10 protein-coding genes and 1 tRNA gene are annotated in these 17,651 nt (G+C 66.0%); 7 read left to right on the top strand and 4 right to left on the bottom strand.

What is annotated here, in order from left to right; translation table 11 throughout:
- Positions 1 to 167 precede the first annotated feature (167 nt).
- Positions 168 to 998, top strand: coding sequence for a hypothetical protein (locus ABZX86_RS08350; protein WP_355121389.1), 831 nt, complete (start codon positions 168 to 170; stop codon positions 996 to 998).
- Between the two features lie 84 nt (positions 999 to 1,082).
- Here ABZX86_RS08350 and ABZX86_RS08345 read toward each other — a convergent pair whose 3' ends face one another.
- Entirely contained in the window at positions 1,083 to 3,368 is a 2,286-nt protein-coding gene (locus tag ABZX86_RS08345; protein ID WP_355121388.1) for an excinuclease ABC subunit UvrA, read from the bottom strand.
- 127 nt (positions 3,369 to 3,495) lie between these two features.
- Between ABZX86_RS08345 and ABZX86_RS08340 the strand changes: the two genes are divergently transcribed.
- Complete coding sequence (locus ABZX86_RS08340) at positions 3,496 to 3,813, top strand: hypothetical protein (RefSeq protein ID WP_355121386.1); 318 nt, start codon at positions 3,496 to 3,498, stop codon at positions 3,811 to 3,813.
- A gap of 76 nt (positions 3,814 to 3,889) precedes the next feature.
- Positions 3,890 to 3,972: transfer RNA gene (locus tag ABZX86_RS08335), tRNA-Leu, on the top strand.
- Positions 3,973 to 4,122: 150 nt separating this feature from the next.
- Here the strand turns inward: ABZX86_RS08335 and ABZX86_RS08330 are convergent.
- Entirely contained in the window at positions 4,123 to 10,230 is a 6,108-nt protein-coding gene (locus ABZX86_RS08330) for an amino acid adenylation domain-containing protein (RefSeq protein ID WP_355121384.1), read from the bottom strand.
- 247 nt (positions 10,231 to 10,477) lie between these two features.
- The gene (asnB, locus tag ABZX86_RS08325) at positions 10,478 to 12,322 is read right to left on the bottom strand and encodes an asparagine synthase (glutamine-hydrolyzing) (RefSeq protein WP_355121382.1); all 1,845 of its coding nucleotides are present in this window, start codon (positions 12,320 to 12,322) and stop codon (positions 10,478 to 10,480) included.
- A gap of 154 nt (positions 12,323 to 12,476) precedes the next feature.
- Here asnB and ABZX86_RS08320 point away from each other — a divergent pair, with 154 nt between their 5' ends.
- From ABZX86_RS08320 to ABZX86_RS08310, 3 genes are all read left to right on the top strand, one after another.
- The gene (locus tag ABZX86_RS08320; protein WP_355121381.1) at positions 12,477 to 13,289 is read left to right on the top strand and encodes a helix-turn-helix transcriptional regulator; all 813 of its coding nucleotides are present in this window, start codon (positions 12,477 to 12,479) and stop codon (positions 13,287 to 13,289) included.
- Between the two features lie 120 nt (positions 13,290 to 13,409).
- Positions 13,410 to 14,339: a hypothetical protein gene (locus tag ABZX86_RS08315; RefSeq protein ID WP_355121379.1), complete on the top strand. Its 930-nt coding sequence runs from the start codon at positions 13,410 to 13,412 to the stop codon at positions 14,337 to 14,339.
- A 308-nt stretch (positions 14,340 to 14,647) separates the two neighbouring features.
- A complete protein-coding gene (locus ABZX86_RS08310) occupies positions 14,648 to 15,943 on the top strand; it encodes a glycosyltransferase 87 family protein (protein ID WP_355121377.1) in 1,296 nt (431 codons plus the stop codon).
- A 17-nt stretch (positions 15,944 to 15,960) separates the two neighbouring features.
- On the opposite strand, the gene ABZX86_RS08305 is transcribed toward ABZX86_RS08310, so the two are convergent.
- Positions 15,961 to 16,905, bottom strand: coding sequence for an aldo/keto reductase (locus ABZX86_RS08305; RefSeq protein ID WP_355121375.1), 945 nt, complete (start codon positions 16,903 to 16,905; stop codon positions 15,961 to 15,963).
- Positions 16,906 to 17,009: 104 nt separating this feature from the next.
- On the opposite strand from ABZX86_RS08305, the gene ABZX86_RS08300 reads away from it, so the two are divergent.
- On the top strand, positions 17,010 to 17,600 hold the full coding sequence (locus ABZX86_RS08300) for a TetR/AcrR family transcriptional regulator (protein ID WP_355122569.1): 591 nt from the start codon (positions 17,010 to 17,012) through the stop codon (positions 17,598 to 17,600).
- The last annotated feature ends 51 nt before the right edge of the window (positions 17,601 to 17,651 follow it).

Below are 17,651 nucleotides of genomic sequence, written 5' to 3'. Positions count from 1 at the left end.
TGTTTCGGCTCAACACGTCGAGCGACCTGCTGAAAGCGCTTCGCGCCACAGGTCATGCGACCAGAAGTTTGCTCGTATGGACACCTGGCAAATACCGGGCGCACGGGCCCGGAGGGGTACTACCGTGGGCCGCGACATCAAGGGAGCACCGGTGGAAGGCGGGGCGAATGACCGGGTTGTATCAGGACGCCGAGCGGGCGACGGACGAACCGCCACTCGCGGACAGATACGCCGGCGGCGAGCCGCTGACCTGGCACGGGGCGAAGGTTTACCCGGTGCTCTCGGAGGTGCTGGGCGACGTACCCACCACCGTCACGCTCACTTTGCGCTCGGCGCAACCGCGGCACGGTGTGCACGGACTCGGCATCGGACTGGCCGTGGAGGGCGGGCACGTACAGCTCGACGGCCGTCAACTGGGCGGGGTCGACGTCTGGAGTGATGCCATGGCCGAGGGCATCGACCTGCGGGTCTGCCCGACGGGCGCGGGCGCGGCCCTCTCGCTCACGCCGGTGTGGGTGGATGCGAACGAGGCGATCGTGTCCTGGTCCGGCAACTACGGCATGCTCATCACCCGCGAACGCTCCTGCCTGGTCCTGCACTGCAGCACCGGCGTCGGCCCGCCCGACTTCACCGAACTGGTCGTCGAATTCGCCACCTGCCCCACCCCGCCCGATCCGATTCCGCCTGCTGAAGCCGGTCGCTACGGCGGTGCGCTCTACGACCTGGGTGTTGCCATGCACGGTCGCGGGGATGAGCTGCAGGCCTGCCAATTGTGGCGGCAGGCAGCCGATTCCGGGCATGCCGGAGCGGCTTACGACCTGGCCGTGGTGCTGCTGCGGTACGCGCAGCTGGACGAGGCCGAGCACTGGTGGCGCATGGCCGCCGACCACGGTGACGTGCGCGCCATGGCCGGGGTCGCGGAGGTGCTCGAAAGACGCGGCAAAACCACCGAAGCCCGGATCTGGCGTGCGGCGATGTCCGCCGAATCAGGCCACTGACCCTGGGAGATGCCGAAACCCGGCAGCCGCTGCCAACCGGCACGCACTGCGGCCGCAGCGGATTCGCCACGGCCGCAACGGCTCTCAGCCGCGGACGGCCGACCCCTCCCGATACAGCCGCAGGTACTGACCGGTCAGCGAATCCGGATGCCGCAGCAGCTGCGCCGGCGTCCCGGTGAACACGATCTCGCCGCCGTTCTTACCGCCGTCCGGCCCGAGGTCGATCACCCAGTCGGCATGCGCGACCACATCCAGATTGTGCTCGATCACCACAACGGTATTACCGCGCTCCACCAGCCCGTCCATGAGCCGCAGCAGCGTATCCACATCGGACATGTGCAGCCCGGTGGTGGGTTCGTCGAGCACGTACACGGTGCCGCTGTGCTGCAATTGGGTGGCGAGTTTGATGCGCTGGCGCTCACCGCCGGACAGTGTGCTCATCGCCTGCCCCAGGCTCAGATAATTGAGCCCGACCTCATTCATGGTGCGCAACTTGGCATTCAGTGCTTTTTCGGTGAAGAACTCCACCGCATCCTCGGCCGAGAGCTCCAGCACATCGGCAATCGACTTGCCGCGCAGCGTGAGTGCCAGCACCTGCTCGGAAAACCGCCGCCCGTCACAGGATTCGCAGTGCGTGGTCACCGGATCCATATAGGCGACCTCGGTGATGATCACGCCGCGGCCCTCGCACTCGCGGCACGCACCGTCGGAATTGAAGCTGAACAGGCCCGCGGGCTCCCCCGTCGCCTTGGCGAACAGCTTGCGAATGGGATCCATCAGCCCCAGATAGGTGGCGGGTGTCGAGCGTGAGGAAGCGCCGATGGCCGATTGATCGACGAACACCGAATCCGGGTACCGTGCCATAAACTCGTCGCGAATGAGGCTGCTCTTGCCCGATCCGGCGACACCGGTGATAGCAGTGAGAATGCCGGTCGGAATCCCGACGGAGACATTCTTCAGGTTGTGTGCGCTCGCCCCGTCGATCCGCAGTTCGCCGGTGGCCGCCCGGAACGACTCCTTCACCGCGAACGTCCGCCGCAATCCCTGTCCGGTCAGGGTGTCGGCGGCCCGCAGTTCGGCGAAGCTGCCGGTGAACATGATCTCGCCGCCGTGTGTGCCCGCCCGCGGCCCGACATCGACGATATGGTCGGCGATCTGGATGACGTCGGGATCGTGCTCGACCACCAGCACGGTATTGCCCTTGTCGCGCAACGCCTCCAGCATGTGATTGAGCCGCCCGACATCGCGCGGATGCAGTCCGACGCTGGGTTCGTCGAAGATATAGGTCATTCCGACCAGCGTGCTGCCGAGATGTTTGATCATCTTCAAACGCTGGCCCTCACCGCCGGACAGCGTCGAGGTCGCCCGGTCCAGGCTCAGATATCCGAGCCCGATATCGGCGACCCGGCTCAGTGCGACGCGAGTCGCCTCGGCCAGCCCCTGCGCCGCGGGATCGGTCACCTGGTCCAGCACCTCGATCAGATCGGTGATCTGCAGTGCCGTCCACTCGGCGATAGTGTGCCCATTGATCTTGGTGGCCAAGGCCTTCTCATTGAGCCGCGCACCGTGGCAGGCCGGGCATACCCCTTCGTGCAGGAACTTCTGAATCTGTTCGCGCGTCTTCTCCGACAGCCCCGAGGTGTCGCGCTTGACCCGCGACCGGGTGAATTTGTCGGCCAGGCCCTCGTAGTTGGCCTTCCAAGTCCCCTTGTTGAAAGCCAGCTCCACTTTGCCGCCGCTGCCGTGCAGCAGATCGTGCCATTCCGCCTCGCTGAAGTCGGCGAGCTTCTTGTCCAGGTCGAAGCGCCCGGAGTTGCCGTACAACTGCCAATCTCCGCTGCCGACACCGTATCCCGGGAGCAGGATCGCGCCTTCGTTGAGCGATTTGCTCCGGTCCACGAGTTTGTCGGGGTCGGCCGTGATCGTCATGCCGAGGCCGTCGCATTCGGTGCACATGCCCTGCGGGGTATTGAAGGAGTAGTCGTAGACCAGTCCCGTCGAGGGTGATCCGAAGCGCGCGAACAGTGCGCGGATGAGCGCGTAGATATCGGTCATGGTCCCGACCGTCGAGCGCGGCCCGCCCCCGACCGCCTTCTGATCGATGATCACCGGTGCGGTCAGATTCTCGATGGCCTCGGCGTGCGGGCGCTCGTACCGGGGCAGGAAGTTGAGGATGAACGCCGGAAAAGTGGCATACAGCTGCCGCTGCGATTCGATGGCGATGGTGTCGAACACGATGGAGGACTTACCGGATCCGGACACCCCGGTGAATACGGTGATCTTGTTCTTGGGGATCTCCAGGGAGACATTGCGGAGATTGTGCTCGCGGGCGCCGAGGACCCGAATCGTTTCGGCGGAAGCAGCAGACATGCCTCAACCTTGCCATCACATACCCCCGAAACGTGCGGGCATTTGTGACGCAAATCACACCAGATCCGGGTGATCTCAGGGTCGAGCCAGGATTGCCGATCGATGGCGCCGCTCTACAGTGACGCTCATGAAGACCATGCGATGGACCGCCGGCGTGGCCGCCGCTGCGTTCGCCGTCACGCTGATGAGCGGCTGCAGCGAGATCAAGACAGCCGTCAATCAGGGCGGAGACACCAAGTGCACCGATTACCTCAAACAGGATGCGAACACCCAGCGCATCACCATCACCAAGTTCATCAAGCAGCAGACGGGCAATGACAACGAGCCCTCCGGCACCAATGTCGACCTGAGCATGGCTTCGGTCCAAGCCCTGTGCCAGGTGCAGTCCAACGCTGACACCCCGATCAAGAACGCTGACATCGCCGGCATCTTCATCAAGAAGTAATTCCGCCCGAAACCGGCCTGTACCAGCCGATTTCCGGTTTCGGCGAGCCCTCGGCTAATCTTGTCGAGGTTCACCGGTCGGGGTGGCGGAATGGCAGACGCGCTAGCTTGAGGTGCTAGTGTCCTTAGGGACGTGGGGGTTCAAGTCCCCCTCTCGACACAAGCAGTAAGCCTACGGGCGGTTTCGGATCAGTTTCAGCCGAAACCGCCCGTTTCTGTTGCCGTAGGCCAGTTCTGATCTCAGGTGCCGGATCGAACGTCGGGGCCAGGTACCGCAGCGACGGTACCGGCCTCGACATCGTTTTCGCGCCTACACGGGGAGCTGCTGCTCGAGGACGATGGGCCGGGGAAGGAATCCGGAGGCGGAGAATCGGTCCAGGTAGCGGTGGATCACTGTGCGGTCGATGGCTGGGCAGTGGATGCCGTTGTGGCGCAAGGCCTCTTGTGCGTGGATGTCGGAATAGCGGGTCTGCCCTGCGAGTCCGGCGAAGGTGGGGGCAAGAAGGGCAGCGCGGGTGAGTGAGTCGTCGCCGGTGGCGATATCCGCGGCAGACCGTTGTTCGAGTGTGCTGTGCACGATGTCGAACGGGGTGGTCGTGATCGGGAGGCCGTACTCGCGCACGCAATCGAGGACGTCCCGGACCTCGAGGGGCGTCTGGTTGACCAGATGGAACACGACTTCTCGGCGCGGTTGTGCGGCGATGGCGACTATCGCGGGTGCGACGTAGTCCACTGGGACGAGTGCGACCGTGGCATCGCCGACATCCGGCGCCATGGCAAGAATCGCCGCAGCGCGGATCATGTTCCAGAACGCGTCGTCGGGATTGTTGACGGCGGTGCGCGTGTGCCCGCAGATCGTGCCGGGCCGGTGGATCGTAATCGGGACGCCGCGTTCGCCGGCTTGCCGGACCAGTTCCTCGCCAACCCATTTCGAGGTCAGATAGCCATTGTCCTGGAGTTGATCCGCAGGCAATCGGTCGTTCTCGGTGACGAGGCCGGGGAGATGATCCGCCGGTATCGCCGCGCCGAGCGTGGAGATGAAGTGCACGCTCTTGACCCGATGGGTGGTCGCCAGTCGCAGTATCGAGCGTGTGCCTTCGACATTGGGGGCGCGCAGGCGTGCGTAGGGGTCGAGATGATTGACGCGGGCGCCGTTGTGATAGATCGCGTCCACGTGTTCGGCGAGCTGGTCGAACTGTGCTGCGGAAAGGCCCAGTTGCGGGGCGGACAGGTCCGCGGCCAGTGCGGAAACCCGGCCGGAGACTTGGCCGGTGGGCAGCCCGAACTGCTCCAGTGATTCGGTGATTCGCTGGAGTGCGGCCTGGTCGTCGCGGGCGCGCACCAGGCACCACACTCGTGCGCCGGTGCTGGTGAGTAATTCGTGGAGCAGGTGTGCGCCCAGAAACCCGGTGGCGCCGGTGAGCAGCACCACGGTATCGGGCCCGGCTCGGCGGGCCGCGCATCCGGCCGCGGTGATCGCAGGTTCGAGGATGGCGTCGGCGGCGGGCGCGCCGGGGGCGTGTGGGTTACGCACACCGTTCAGATAGGCCGCGACCCCGGTGACCGTGGGCGCGTTGAGGATTGCCGACATCGGTACGTCGCGCCCGAGTTGTTCGGAGAGTCTCTGATGCAGCAGGAATATCAGTAGCGACGATCCACCGAGGTCGAAGAAGTCATCCGCCATACCGACGTCCGGCACGTCGAGCACCTGCGAGAACGCCTGGGCGATGGCCGCCTCCAGCGTGGTGCGCGGTGCCACGGCGCTGTCGCCGGTGAACCGCGGTGCGGGGAGGGCGGCACGATCGAGTTTGCCACTGGTATTGAGCGGCAGCGCGGACAGGACCAGCACTGCCGAGGGGACCATATATCCGGGTAGCCGAGTGGATACATTGCGGCGCAAGTCTTTCGAGTCGACCCTGGTTCCGGGTCGGGGTACGACGTAGCCGATGAGGCGGGCGTCGGCGTCGGACCTGTGCACCGTGACAGCCGCTTGAGCGACGTCGGCGTCTTCGAGCAGCGCGGCTTCGATCTCACCGAGCTCGATGCGCTGTCCGCGAATCTTGACCTGAAAATCGGTGCGCCCCAGATACTCGAGCATATCGTCGGTTCGCCGCCGGGCCAGATCACCACTGCGGTACATCCGTGTGCCCGGCGGGCCGAACGGGTCGGCGACAAATCTGCTCGCGGTGAGCCCGGGCGCACGGTGATAGCCCCTGGCGAGCTGCACGCCGGTGAGCATCAGCTCGCCCGGCACAGCGGGCAGCGCGGTGTGCAGCCGGGAATCCAGTACCCGGCATCGGGAATTCCAGACCGGAACACCGATCGCAACGGTCGGTGCGCACAGGTCGTTGTCGTCCACCCGATGTTCGGTGATGCTCACCGCGGCTTCCGTGGGCCCGTAGAGGTTGTGCAACTCCCCAGGGCAGAGCTGGGCGAACGCCCGTGCGGTGTCCGGCGCCAGCGCCTCCCCGATGACGAATACCGCGCGCAGCGAACGCAATTGGTGGGATCGAGCCGATCGCGCGAGGAGGGCGAGCATGGTGGGAACGAAGTCGGTCAGGGTGACCTGGTGGGCGGCGATGAGATTGCTGATCGCGTGTGGGTCTCGGTGTTCTTCGGGTCCGGCCAGGACCAGCCGTGCGCCCGCCGACAGCGGAAGAAAATATCCCCAGAGCGAGACGTCGAAGGTGGCTGCGGTTTTGTGCAGGTAGACATCGTGTGGTTCGACTCGGTAGCGGGTGCGCATCCAGGTCAGCTGGTTGACGATGGCGTCATGGGTGACCACAACACCTTTGGGACGGCCGGTCGAGCCGGACGTGTAGATCACGTAGGCGGGGTTGTCACCGCGCAGTGGGGCGAGACGCTCACGGTCGGATATCGGTCCCGCGGCGAACGCGGTCAGGTCCAGGTCGTCGACGGCATGCGGGACCCCGAGACCGAATCGGTCCGCGGTTGTCGTCAGAATGCATTGCGGCGCAGCGGAGTCCAGAATGTAGGTGTTGCGCTCGTCGGGGTGGTCGGGATCGATCGGCACCCAGGCCGCACCGGCCTCGGCGACCGCGTACAGCGCCACGACCTGATCGATCGAACGGCGCATGGCCACCGCCACAATCGATTCCGGCCCGATCCCCCGGCCGATGAGCCAGCGTGCCAGGCGGGTGACCCGATCGCGGAGGCGGCCGTAGCTGATCGACTCCGGGCCGCTGACCACGGCGATCGTGTCCGGGCGATCGGCGGCTTGCCGCGCCAGGGCCGCGGTCAGTATTTCGGGCGGGAGCCGATGATCGAGGTAGGTGGGATCACCGCGGTCCTCGGCATCGGTGAGCGCCAGATCGCCGACCGGTGTCCACGCGTCCTGCAGGATCGAGCGCAGCAACCGAAGGTAGGCGTCCAGAAACCGCCTGACCGTCTCTCGATCGAACAGATCCGTGCTGTAACCGAATCGGATCCCGATCGGCCCGAGGGATCCGTCGGGTTCGCGAGAGTCGATGACGCCGATGTGCAGATCGGTCTTCACCGTCTCTGCCTCGACGTCGAACAGCGACAGTCCCGTGTCTGGGATGTCCAGTTGGGCGCGGGTGAAGTTCTGAAATGCGAATCCGACCTGGTAGAGCGGGTGCCGACCCGGTGATCGCCGCGGATCGACCGCATCCACGACATGTTCGAAGGGCACCTCGGAGTGAGCGAAATTGGCCAGGTCGCGGTCTCTGGTCCGCGCCAGCAGCGCGGAGAAGGTTTCGGTGAGGTCCACGCGAGTTCGCGACACAGTGGTGTTGACGAACATTCCGACCACACCGACGAGCGCCGGTTCGGCGCGGATCGTCATCGGGACGCCGATCGCGATGTCGGTCGTGGCCGACAGTCGAGCGAAAAGGACCGCCAGCGCGGTGCGCATCACCATGAACAGACTCGCGTTCCGGCTGCGGGCGAAGCCCAGTAGCTCGGTGTGTTCGGCGGCGGGCACCAGGGCATCGAGTGTCGCACCGCGCAGTGAGGCGACCGCGGGCCGGGGTCGATCGGCGGGCAGATCGAGCTGCTCGGGCAGGCCGTCGAGTTCTCGACTCCAGTACCGGAGTTGTTGTGACAAGAGGGAATCGGTGTCCTCGCGGGAGCCGAGGAGTTGTTGTTGCCACAGAGCGTAGTCGGCATATTGGACGGTCACCGGTTGCCAGTGCGGTGCACTGCCCGCGTGCCGGGCGGCATAGGCCTGGGCCATATCGGCGGCCAGTGGAGCGAGGGAGGAGCCGTCCGCGCAGATATGGTGCACCGCGCACACGAGGATGTGCTCATCGGGCGTACGCAGCAGCCGAATCCGCAGCGGCACTTCGGCGGTGACGTCGAAACCTTGGCGCAGGATGCGATGCACAAGTGCGGACGCCTCCTCGGTGCCGACATCGAGGAGGGCGAACCGATCGGCGACGGCGCCCGGGTCCAGGATCACCTGATGGGGGCCGGCACCGTCGGCGGGATACCGCGTGCGTAGCGCCTCGTGGCGGGTTACCACGTCGATGAGCGCGGCCTGCAGCGCGGCGCTGTCGATACCGTTCAGCCGGAGGGCGAATCCGATATTGTCGACCGCCGAGCCGGTGTCGAACTGGTTGCGCAACCAGAAACGTAGTTGGTTCGGCGACAAAGGAATTCGATCCGGTCGCACGCCTGCCACCAGCGGCGCTCGGGCCGCGTCGAAGTGCTGGGATCGGATGGCCTTGGTCAATGTGGCGATGGTGGGATGGTCGAAGAGCAACTGGGTGGGGATCTGCGTCTTCCAGATCTGGCTCAATCGAGCCGCGACCTGGGTCGCCAGCAGTGAGTTGCCGCCGGCGGCGAAGAAATCGGTATCGCTGCTCAGGTTCTCGTGTCCGAGCACCTGCGCGAAGACGTCGGTGACCGCTTGTTCTCCGACACTGGAGGGAAGGCCGGATGCGGTGGGTTGTGCCACCGGGAGGGCACGAAGTGCCGCGCGATCGATCTTTCCGGTGGGCGTGAGCGGGAATTGTTCCAGCACGGTCACCGAATTCGGCAGCATATAGGCCGGTAATCGAGTGGCGAGCGCGGCGAGGATATCCGTGGATCGGATGGGCAGGTCCGCGTGTCCGCGTACGAAGGACACGAGTTCGGTAGCGCCGGCGGCGGTGGTGCGATCGACGGTCGCCGCGTCCACGACGGCGGACAGATCGGTGAGAACGGCGTCGATTTCGCCGAGTTCGATGCGCCGGCCGCGGACCTTGACTTGATCATCGATCCGGCCGATGTATAGCAGTTCGCCGTAATTGTTGCGGCGCACCAAATCTCCGGTGCGGTACATGCGGTCGCCCGCCGCGCCAACCGGGTCCGGTACGAATCGCGCTGCGGTCGCTTCCGGGTGACCGGTGTATCCGCGCGCGAGACCGCGGCCGGCCACATACAACTCGCCGATCGCGCCGACGGGGGTCGCTCGCAATCGGGAATCCAGAATGCGATGGTCCACACCCTCGACGGGAGCGCCGAGGGTGACGGTGTCCGCAGCGCGCAGCGGGCCGCTCAGGGTGGTGGCGATGGTGGTCTCGGTGGGGCCGTACGCATTGTGGAACCGGCGCCCCGGCGTGGCCCACTGCCGAAGCAGCGACGGCGGGCACGGCTCCCCGCCGACGACGACGGTGCCGAGATCGTCGAGTCCGGTTGGCTGGATGGTCGCCAGGACCGAGGGCGTGAGGAAGGCGTGGGTGATCCGGTGCCGGTGCAGAAAGGCGGCGAGGTCTGCGCCACCGAGAATCGTGGGCGGGGCGATCACCATGGCAGCTGTCGATCCGACCGCAAGCAGCAACTCGAGAACCGAGGCATCGAAGCTGGGTGAGGCGAAGTGCAGAACGCGTGCGGTGGAGGTGATGTCGAGCGTGGTTTGCAGTTGAGCGCACAACCCCGGCAGGCCGGTATGGGTGACGCCGACGCCTTTGGGTCGCCCGGTCGAGCCGGAGGTGTAGGTGAGGTAGGCGATATTCGAGGTACGCAAGCGTGCACGTCGATCGAGGTAGGAGATCGCGCTGACAGATTCCTGGGCGAGGTCCTCCCGCAGGTGCGGGTCGTCGGTTGCCAGCCAATGGACCCCGTCGGGGAGATTGGGTAAGGAGCGCCGATCGGTGATTCCGTAGGTGCACGCACTGTCCGTGAGTTGGTACTCGATGCGTGCGCGTGGATAGGACGGGTCGATCGGCACGAATGCGGCGCCGGTTTTGGCGATCGCCCAGATCGCTGCGATCGAGTCGACCGATCGGGCCAGGACGACGGCCACGCGATCTTCGGGTCCGACGCCCAGCGTGCACAACCGGTGTGCCCACTGGTTGGTGAACGCGTCGAGCGCGCGGTAGGTCAGCTCGACCTCGTCGGTGCGCACGGCGATCGCGTCAGGATCGCGTTCGACCGCGGCAGCCAGCTGAGACACCAGACTCCGATTGCCTATCGCGCCGCGATCCCTGCGGGCTGAGTGGGCCTTGGGTACACGGGTGCCATCATGCATTTATCGTCCTGCCGAGGGATGAGCGGAAATTATTGCTGATGCTACGACCGATACCGGTGTCCGCTCTTGCCATGCGGGAGAAGTGCTGCGGCGTTTGCCCAGTCGTCGCTCAGGGGCAAGCTGTCGAGGCAGGAATTCCTGCCTCGACAGCTTGCCTTTTCCACCGAGTCGGTCAGTCCAGTTGCAGCTCGGGCGAATACATATCCAGCCAGGTGTGCAGGTCGATCGCCCGGTCGAGTCCGACGCGGGTGTGGCTCTCCAGTTTGGCCGGATCCTGGATTACCGCTCGCTCCAGCCACGCCCGATCGACCAGATCGAACAGGGCCGAATCACGCTCGGTGAGCAGTTCTTTCGCCAGCTGTTGCAGATTGGCCGCGTAGCCGGGGTCCTGAGTCGAGGGGTAGGGGCTCTTCACGCGCTGTGCCACCGAGTGGGGCAGCACATGTTTCGTCGCATGCCGCAGCAGACTCTTCTCGCGCCCGTCGAAGGTCTTCATCGACCACGGTGTGTTGTAAACGTATTCGACGAGCCGGTGATCGCAGAACGGCACCCGCACCTCCAGGCCGACGGCCATGGACGCGCGGTCCTTGCGATCGAGCAGCGCGCGCACGAACCGGGTCAGATGTAGATGACAGACGGTGCGCATGCGATGCTCGATCTCGGATTCGCCGTCCAGATGCTCGACCTCGGCGACGGCGGTCAGATACTGATCACCGATATAGGTCTCGATATCGAGCCGGTCGCGCAGTTGCGGATTGAGCACCTGCAAGCTGGATTCACCGGCGAGCGGGTTGCTGAACGCCATCCACGGGAAGGTATCGGCCTTGACGGCCACCTCGTCGTGGAACCACCGGTAGCCGCCGAAGACCTCATCGGCGGACTCACCCGACAGCGCCACGGTCGACTGCGCGCGAATCGCCTTGAACAGCAAATACAGTGACGTATCCATATCGCCGAGACCGGCGGGAATATCGCGGGCGGCGATGACGGCCCGCCGCACCGATAGATCCGACAACTGCGCCGGATTCAGCACCACATCCTCGTGCGCGGACCGCACCAGCGCCGCCACCTCCCGCACGAACGGTGAATCGGGGGTATCGCGCATCTCGTCGGGGACGAAGTTCTCCTCCTGGTCGGCATAGTCCACCGAGAACGTGCGCAACTGCTCGCCCTGCTGCGCGAGCCTGGCGGCCGCCAGCCCGGTGATGGCGCTGGAATCGAGTCCGCCGGAGAGCAGTACGCACCGGGGCACATCCGCGATGAGCTGCCGGTCGACGATATCGGTGAGCAGCTCGCGCACCTTCGCTACGGTGTCGTCGCGACTGTCGGTGTGCTCGACCGCATTCAGGCGCCAGTAGGTGCGCGGGTGAATGCCGTTGCGGTCCACCGTGATCAGCGTTCCGGGCAGTACCTCGCGCATGTCCTTCCACAGCGACCAGCCCGGCGCCTTGGTGAGCGTGAACAGCTCCCGCAGACCGTCCAGATCAACCGCCCTGCGCGCCAGCGGATTTGCCAGAATGGCCTTCGGTTCCGATCCGAACAGCACACCGTCGCGAGTCGGGTAGTAGTAGAACGGTTTGATGCCCATCCGGTCGCGCACCATGACCAGTGTTTCGGTGCGCTGATCCCAGATGGCGAACGCGTACATGCCATTGAGGTGGTCGACAACGCTTGTGCCCCATTGCAAATAGCCGCGCAGCACCACCTCGGTATCACTGTCGGTGTCGAAGGTGTGGCCCAGCCCGGTGAGTTCGGTACGCAACTCCCGGAAGTTGTAGGTCTCCCCCGAGTACACCAGCCCCACCTCACCCGCGGGCGTGCGCACACCCATGGGCTGGGCCCCGCCGGGCAGATCGATGATCGCGAGCCGTCGATGCCCGAGTGCGCCGTGGGTGTGCACGAAGGTGCCGCGGCCGTCCGGACCTCGGCAGGCCATGGTTTCCGTCATTGCTTCGAGGATCTGCTGTTCCTGGGTGAGATCGGAATCGAATGCCACCCAGCCGGTAATACCGCACATTCCACAGCCTCCTAGATAGTTAGCTTATGCAATTACTAGTAACTCCGTTGTAACACAACGGGACTCGCACGCGCCAGGGTTCGGGCGACGAGCGCAGGGCTGCTACCGAGTAGCTCGTGGCACGTCACACCGGGCCGCGGCCTAGCCTGGCGGCATGACGGACAACCTGCTCGGCGACTTCCTGCGTGCGCGGCGGGCAAGTGTGCACCCCGACGAGATCGGGCTGGTCTCCTACGGCCGGCGCCGGGTCGCCGGGCTGCGCCGCGAGGAGGTCGCCGAGTCGGCCGGGATGAATGCCGACTACTACACGCGTCTCGAACAAGGGCGCGAGCGCCATCCCTCCGCACAGATGCTCGATGCGCTGAGCCGGGCGCTGCTGCTGAATGTGGCGCTGCGCGAACACCTCTACCGGCTCGCGGGCGTCGCCATGCCGGGGCAGCCGGTCGAGGAGGTCGGTCCGGTGCTGCGGCAAATTCTGGAAAGTTATCCGGCCGCACCGGCTTTCGTCCTGAATCCGGCCATGGACATCCTCGCCACCAATGCGATGGCCGACGCATTCTTCTCGGTGTATCCGCGCATCGACAATCTGGCGCGCATGACCTTCCTCGAGCCGGTCAGCCCGCAGTTCTGTGTCGACTGGACCTGGACCTGCCAGGCGATCGTGGCGGCGTTCCGGCAAGTCGGGGCCATGTATCCGGACGATCTGCGACTACAGCTGGTGATCGACGAATTGAATTCTGCCAGTGCCGAATTCGCCGAGCTCTGGCATTCGTACACGCTGTGCGCCGCGACGACCGATCCCCGGGAATTCCACCACCCCGAGGTGGGCCTGCTTCGACTGACCTACCAGTCCTTCGATGTGCGCGGGGCCGCCGGCCAGCGCCTGATGTTGTATCAGCCCGAGCCCGGCCCCACCGTCGACGCACTGGCCCGGCTCGACCCGCGCACCGCGCGCTGCGCCGACTGATTCGACGGTGAACCGTGCCTGGGTGCCGCGCACCCAGGCATAGAATCCGCGACTGTACCTACCATGCATGGACCCGCTGCGAGCGTCCTCGCGGCAACCACTCGAACCGCAGGAGAGCTCGTGCCGGATACGCGGCCGAACCACCCCCATGTCCGCAACCGCTTCCGGTATCGCGGGGTCGCTTCGTCCTGTGCCGCGTTCGTGGCTCTGACGGCCGCCGGTGTCGCCGCACCCGCCGCCGCGCACGCCGAATCCCCGGCCTGCTCCCCCGCCACCGCGACCACCGTCACCGGGCCGGACATCCCGTTCGTCGACTGGGCCGAGAACCTCGGCTACGACGCACAGGGCAACCTCTGGGTATCGCGGCTCTATCGAAACGTGGTGCAGCGCTACGACTCGGCGGGCAAGGTCACCGCGACCGTCTCGGTGACTTCGCCGGGTGCGATCCGCCTCGGTCCCGATCACCTGATGTATGTCGTATACGGCGACACCACACTGAACATGCTGCCCGGCACCCACAACAGCGGCGTGGTGCGATTCGACCCCACCGCCGCCGCGCCCGTACCCGAGGTCTTCGTCAACGGACTCGGCATGGCGAACGGCGCCGCATTCGACGCCGCGGGCAATCTCTACATCGCCGACACCACCTCCGGCGTCGTCCGCGTCCGCACCGACGGCACCATCGACGCCGATTGGACCGCACAGGCGAAGACGTTCGGCGTCAACGGCGTCACCGTCGACGGCGATGCGGTCTACACCACCGTCTACCTGAGCCCGCAGGGACGCATCCTGCGCATCCCGATCGATGCGCCCTCCGCGCAGAGCACCGCCGCAGACCTGGCCCTGGCCGACGACCTCACCACCGGCCCCGGCGGATTCCTCTACGTCGCCACCACCTCGGGCACCCTGGTCCGCGTCGACCCCGGCACCCACACCGCCTGCACCGTGCTGACCGACAGCCCGATGGCTGCGGCGGTACCGGTCCCGGGCACCGATGACCTGATGGTCGCCACCGGACGCGGCGACGTGCTCCGCGTCCACCTCGGCTGAGGCGAGTTAGCGGGGTCTGTTCGAACGGCAGCCCGAAAATATCGTGCAGCTTCCGCCAGCGAACCGATCATGCGATAGGCCACCGATTTCAGGCGCGGGCGCTGCCCCTCGAACTCGGCTGCCGGCAGGTCGAGACGCGTCACGCTCACACTCTCTGTCGACGGGTGACTCATAGTGGTGACGAATCGCAGGCGCGAAAGGTGACACGCCAGGCCCATGCGCTGCACGCGGCCGCCGCCTGGCGGGTACGGAGCTGTGTCACTACGGTGGGGCGGGGTTATAGGTAGCACTCTGCAGTGGGGATAGGTATGGCGTTGTCGACGATCGAGCAGGTGACAGCCGTGAATCGCGGTGTGCCGCAACGGCGCACGATTCCATCGGCGGTGGTCTGGGTGGTGGCGCTGCTGGGCGCCGTGGCGGGTGGTTACTACCTGCACCAGGTACTGGCCGCACCGCGGACCATGATGCACCTGGTCGATCTCGGCACCTATCAGATCGCCGCGCAGCGCGTGACAGACGGCGTTTCGGTCTATGACACCCCGCTGCGCGGACACACCCGCGGTGTCTGGGAGTTTGTCTACTCACCGTTCGGCGCACTGCTGTTCGTACCGCTGGTGGCGTTGCGCGGTGCCTGGTTCACCTGGATCGGCGCGCTCGGCAATTTCGTCATGCTGACCGGGTCGATGTGGGCGGCGCTGTCGGTCCTGGGCTATCGGCGGGATCGGCGGCTGGTGGTGCTGGGCCTGTCGATCGCCGGCCTGCTCATGCTGTGCGAGCCGATTCGGGAGACCATGGCCTTCGGGCAGGTCAATATTCTGCTGCTGCTGCTCGTGCTGGCGGATATGGCGCTGCCAGATTCCTCGCGCTGGAAGGGTGTGCTGACCGGCATTGCCGCCGGAATCAAGCTGACCCCGGTGTTCTTCGTGCTGTATTTCCTGGTGACGCGCCGATACCGGGCCGCCGCCACCGCGGTCGGTTCGCTCGTTGCCACCATGATGGTGGGTCTGGCTGTGCTGCCCAAGGATTCGGTGACGTTCTGGGGCGGCGCCTTCGACGATCCGGCGCGAGTGGGTGTTCCGACGAACCCGCAGAACGAGTCGCTGCGCGGCATGATCGCCCGTTCCCTGGGCGCCCACGAGCTCCAATTGCTGTGGCTCGCAGGCGCTCTCGCCATCACCGTGGTGTGCCTGCTGCTGGCGCGGCGGCTGTCGGCGACCGGGCGCGAACTGCCCGCGATCGTGCTGTGCGGACTGACCACCACCGTGGTCTCGCCCTACAGCTGGATTCACCACTGGGTGTGGATCGCACCGCTGCTGGTCTACCTGGGTGATCTCGCCCTGCGCCGCCGCGGAATCGTGGCGCCGCTGGGGCTGGTGGCGGTCTTCCTGGTCACCTCCGGTGGCGCGTTCGACCTGGTCGGCATCCACTTCGGCAGTGTTTTCGACTTCCCGAACCGCAGCCCGTTCGCCTTCTTCGACCACAATGCCTACATCTGGCTGACACTCGCGCTGTTCGCGGGGACGGCCCTGTGGTTGCGGCGGTCCGAGGCGTCGAATCGTCGTGACTCGGCGCTCGAACCTGCTCTGGTCAGTTCTCGAAACTGATCGAAATGCGCTGTGGCTCAGCCGAGCCGGATGTCGTTCGAGAATGATTCGGCCGCATCCAGCGCGGCGAGGGCAGCGTCGTCCAGCGGGATCGTTCCGGCGGCGACATTGGCCTCGAGATGGCCGATATCGGCGGTACCGGGAATCAGCAGCACATTCGGCGCGTGATGCAGTAGCCACGCCAGGCCGACCTGCGCGGGTGTGCGGTCCAGCGCCTGCGCGGCGGTGATGACGGCCGGGGCATCGGTCACCTTCGGCAGACCCGGAAAAGCGCTGCCCAGTGGGAAATACGGCATCCAGGCGATGCCTTCGGCGGCGCACAGCTGCAGCATGTCCTCATCGCCGCGCATCACCAGGCTGTAGGCGTTCTGCACGCACACGATCCCCGCCGGAAGGGCTCGGCGCAGTCCGTCGAGCGTCACGCTGCTCAGGCCGATCCCGCCGATCTTGCCCTCCTCGCGCAGCGTGATCAGCGCCGCGAGCTGGTCGTCCAGGTCCACCACCTGGTCACCCTCGGCCCGCAGGCCGGGCCCGGCGTCCAGGCGGCGCAGGTTGACCACCGGAATCTGTTCCAGGCCGAGCGATGCCAGATTGTCCTCGACGCTGGCCCGCAGCTGGTCGGGCTGCTGGGCCGGGCGCAGCCGAATACGACCGCCGGGATTGGGGTCGGCGCCCACCTTGCTCACGACGACAACACCGTCGTCAGCGCTGAATGCGTCGCGAATGAGCCCGTTGACGAACCCGAAACCGTAGAACTCGGCGGTGTCGACATGGTCGATGCCGAGTTCCACCGCACGCCGCAGCAGTGCGATCGCGGCGTCGCGGTCATCGTGCAGGCGCTCCAATTGCATTGCGCCGTAACCGATGCGGGACACCGTATGCCGCCCGAGGGTCCCGTTGCCACCGGCGCGCGGAACACCGGCGGCGGTGAGCTGGGCGGACGATGTGTTGTTCACGCTCATGGCTGTTCTTTCCGTATGAGACGATGAGATAAGCGGAGGAGCCTCCGTTACTTTGAGCGTACCACTGAACCGGAGGGGCCTCCGATTTGAAGCCGAGCAACACCATACCCAGCGCCGAGGATCCCGCCGCGACGCCCAGAACCACCCGCACCCCGCGCACCGACTCCGTGCGCAACCGCGACAAACTCCTCGCCGTCGCCCGGACCGCCTTCGCCGCGGCCGCCGGTCCCGTCTCACTCGAGGGCGTCGCCCGCGAAGCCGGTGTCGGCATCGGCACCCTCTACCGGCATTTCCCGACCCGCGAAGACCTGGTCGAGGCTGTCTACGCCACCCAACTCGACGAGGTCACCGACAGCGCCGCCGCCCTCCTCCGCGAACTCCCCCCGGACGCCGCCCTCCGAGCCTGGATGGGCAACTACGCCACCTTCTTCACCACCAAGCGCGGCAGGATCGACACCCTCCGAGCAGGCTGGGCCACCGGCCGCATCACCACTCCGAACACCCGCGAACGCATTACCGCCGCCATCGCCACCCTCCTGGCCGCCGGCGCCGAAACCGATTCCCTCCGAAGCGATATCAACCCCGACGATCTCACCCTCATGCTCCTGGGAATCTGCACCGCCGCCGGCGATGCCCCCGACCAGGTAGACCGCCTCCTGGACCTGGTCATGGACGCCCTGCGCACCGCCGACTAGCCCGCCCGCCTCGATCAGGTCGAAGTTCGTTCGACAGCCGCAGTGAGTATC

This window comes from Nocardia sp. NPDC006630, from assembly GCF_040611495.1.
GTDB lineage: Bacteria > Actinomycetota > Actinomycetes > Mycobacteriales > Mycobacteriaceae > Nocardia.
Note: the sequence above shows the minus strand (reverse complement) of the source record. Positions and strands in the feature narration are given on the sequence as shown.

Excerpts from the sequence above, each read along its gene's own strand:
- ABZX86_RS08350 (WP_355121389.1), top strand. The coding sequence starts at position 168 with ATGACCGGGTTGTATCAGGACGCCGAGCGGGCGACGGACGAACCGCCA.
- ABZX86_RS08345 (WP_355121388.1), bottom strand. The coding sequence starts at position 3,368 with ATGTCTGCTGCTTCCGCCGAAACGATTCGGGTCCTCGGCGCCCGCGAG.
- ABZX86_RS08340 (WP_355121386.1), top strand. The coding sequence starts at position 3,496 with ATGAAGACCATGCGATGGACCGCCGGCGTGGCCGCCGCTGCGTTCGCC.
- asnB (WP_355121382.1), bottom strand. The coding sequence starts at position 12,322 with ATGTGCGGTATTACCGGCTGGGTGGCATTCGATTCCGATCTCACCCAG.
- ABZX86_RS08320 (WP_355121381.1), top strand. The coding sequence starts at position 12,477 with ATGACGGACAACCTGCTCGGCGACTTCCTGCGTGCGCGGCGGGCAAGT.
- ABZX86_RS08310 (WP_355121377.1), top strand. The coding sequence starts at position 14,648 with ATGGCGTTGTCGACGATCGAGCAGGTGACAGCCGTGAATCGCGGTGTG.
- ABZX86_RS08305 (WP_355121375.1), bottom strand. The coding sequence starts at position 16,905 with ATGAGCGTGAACAACACATCGTCCGCCCAGCTCACCGCCGCCGGTGTT.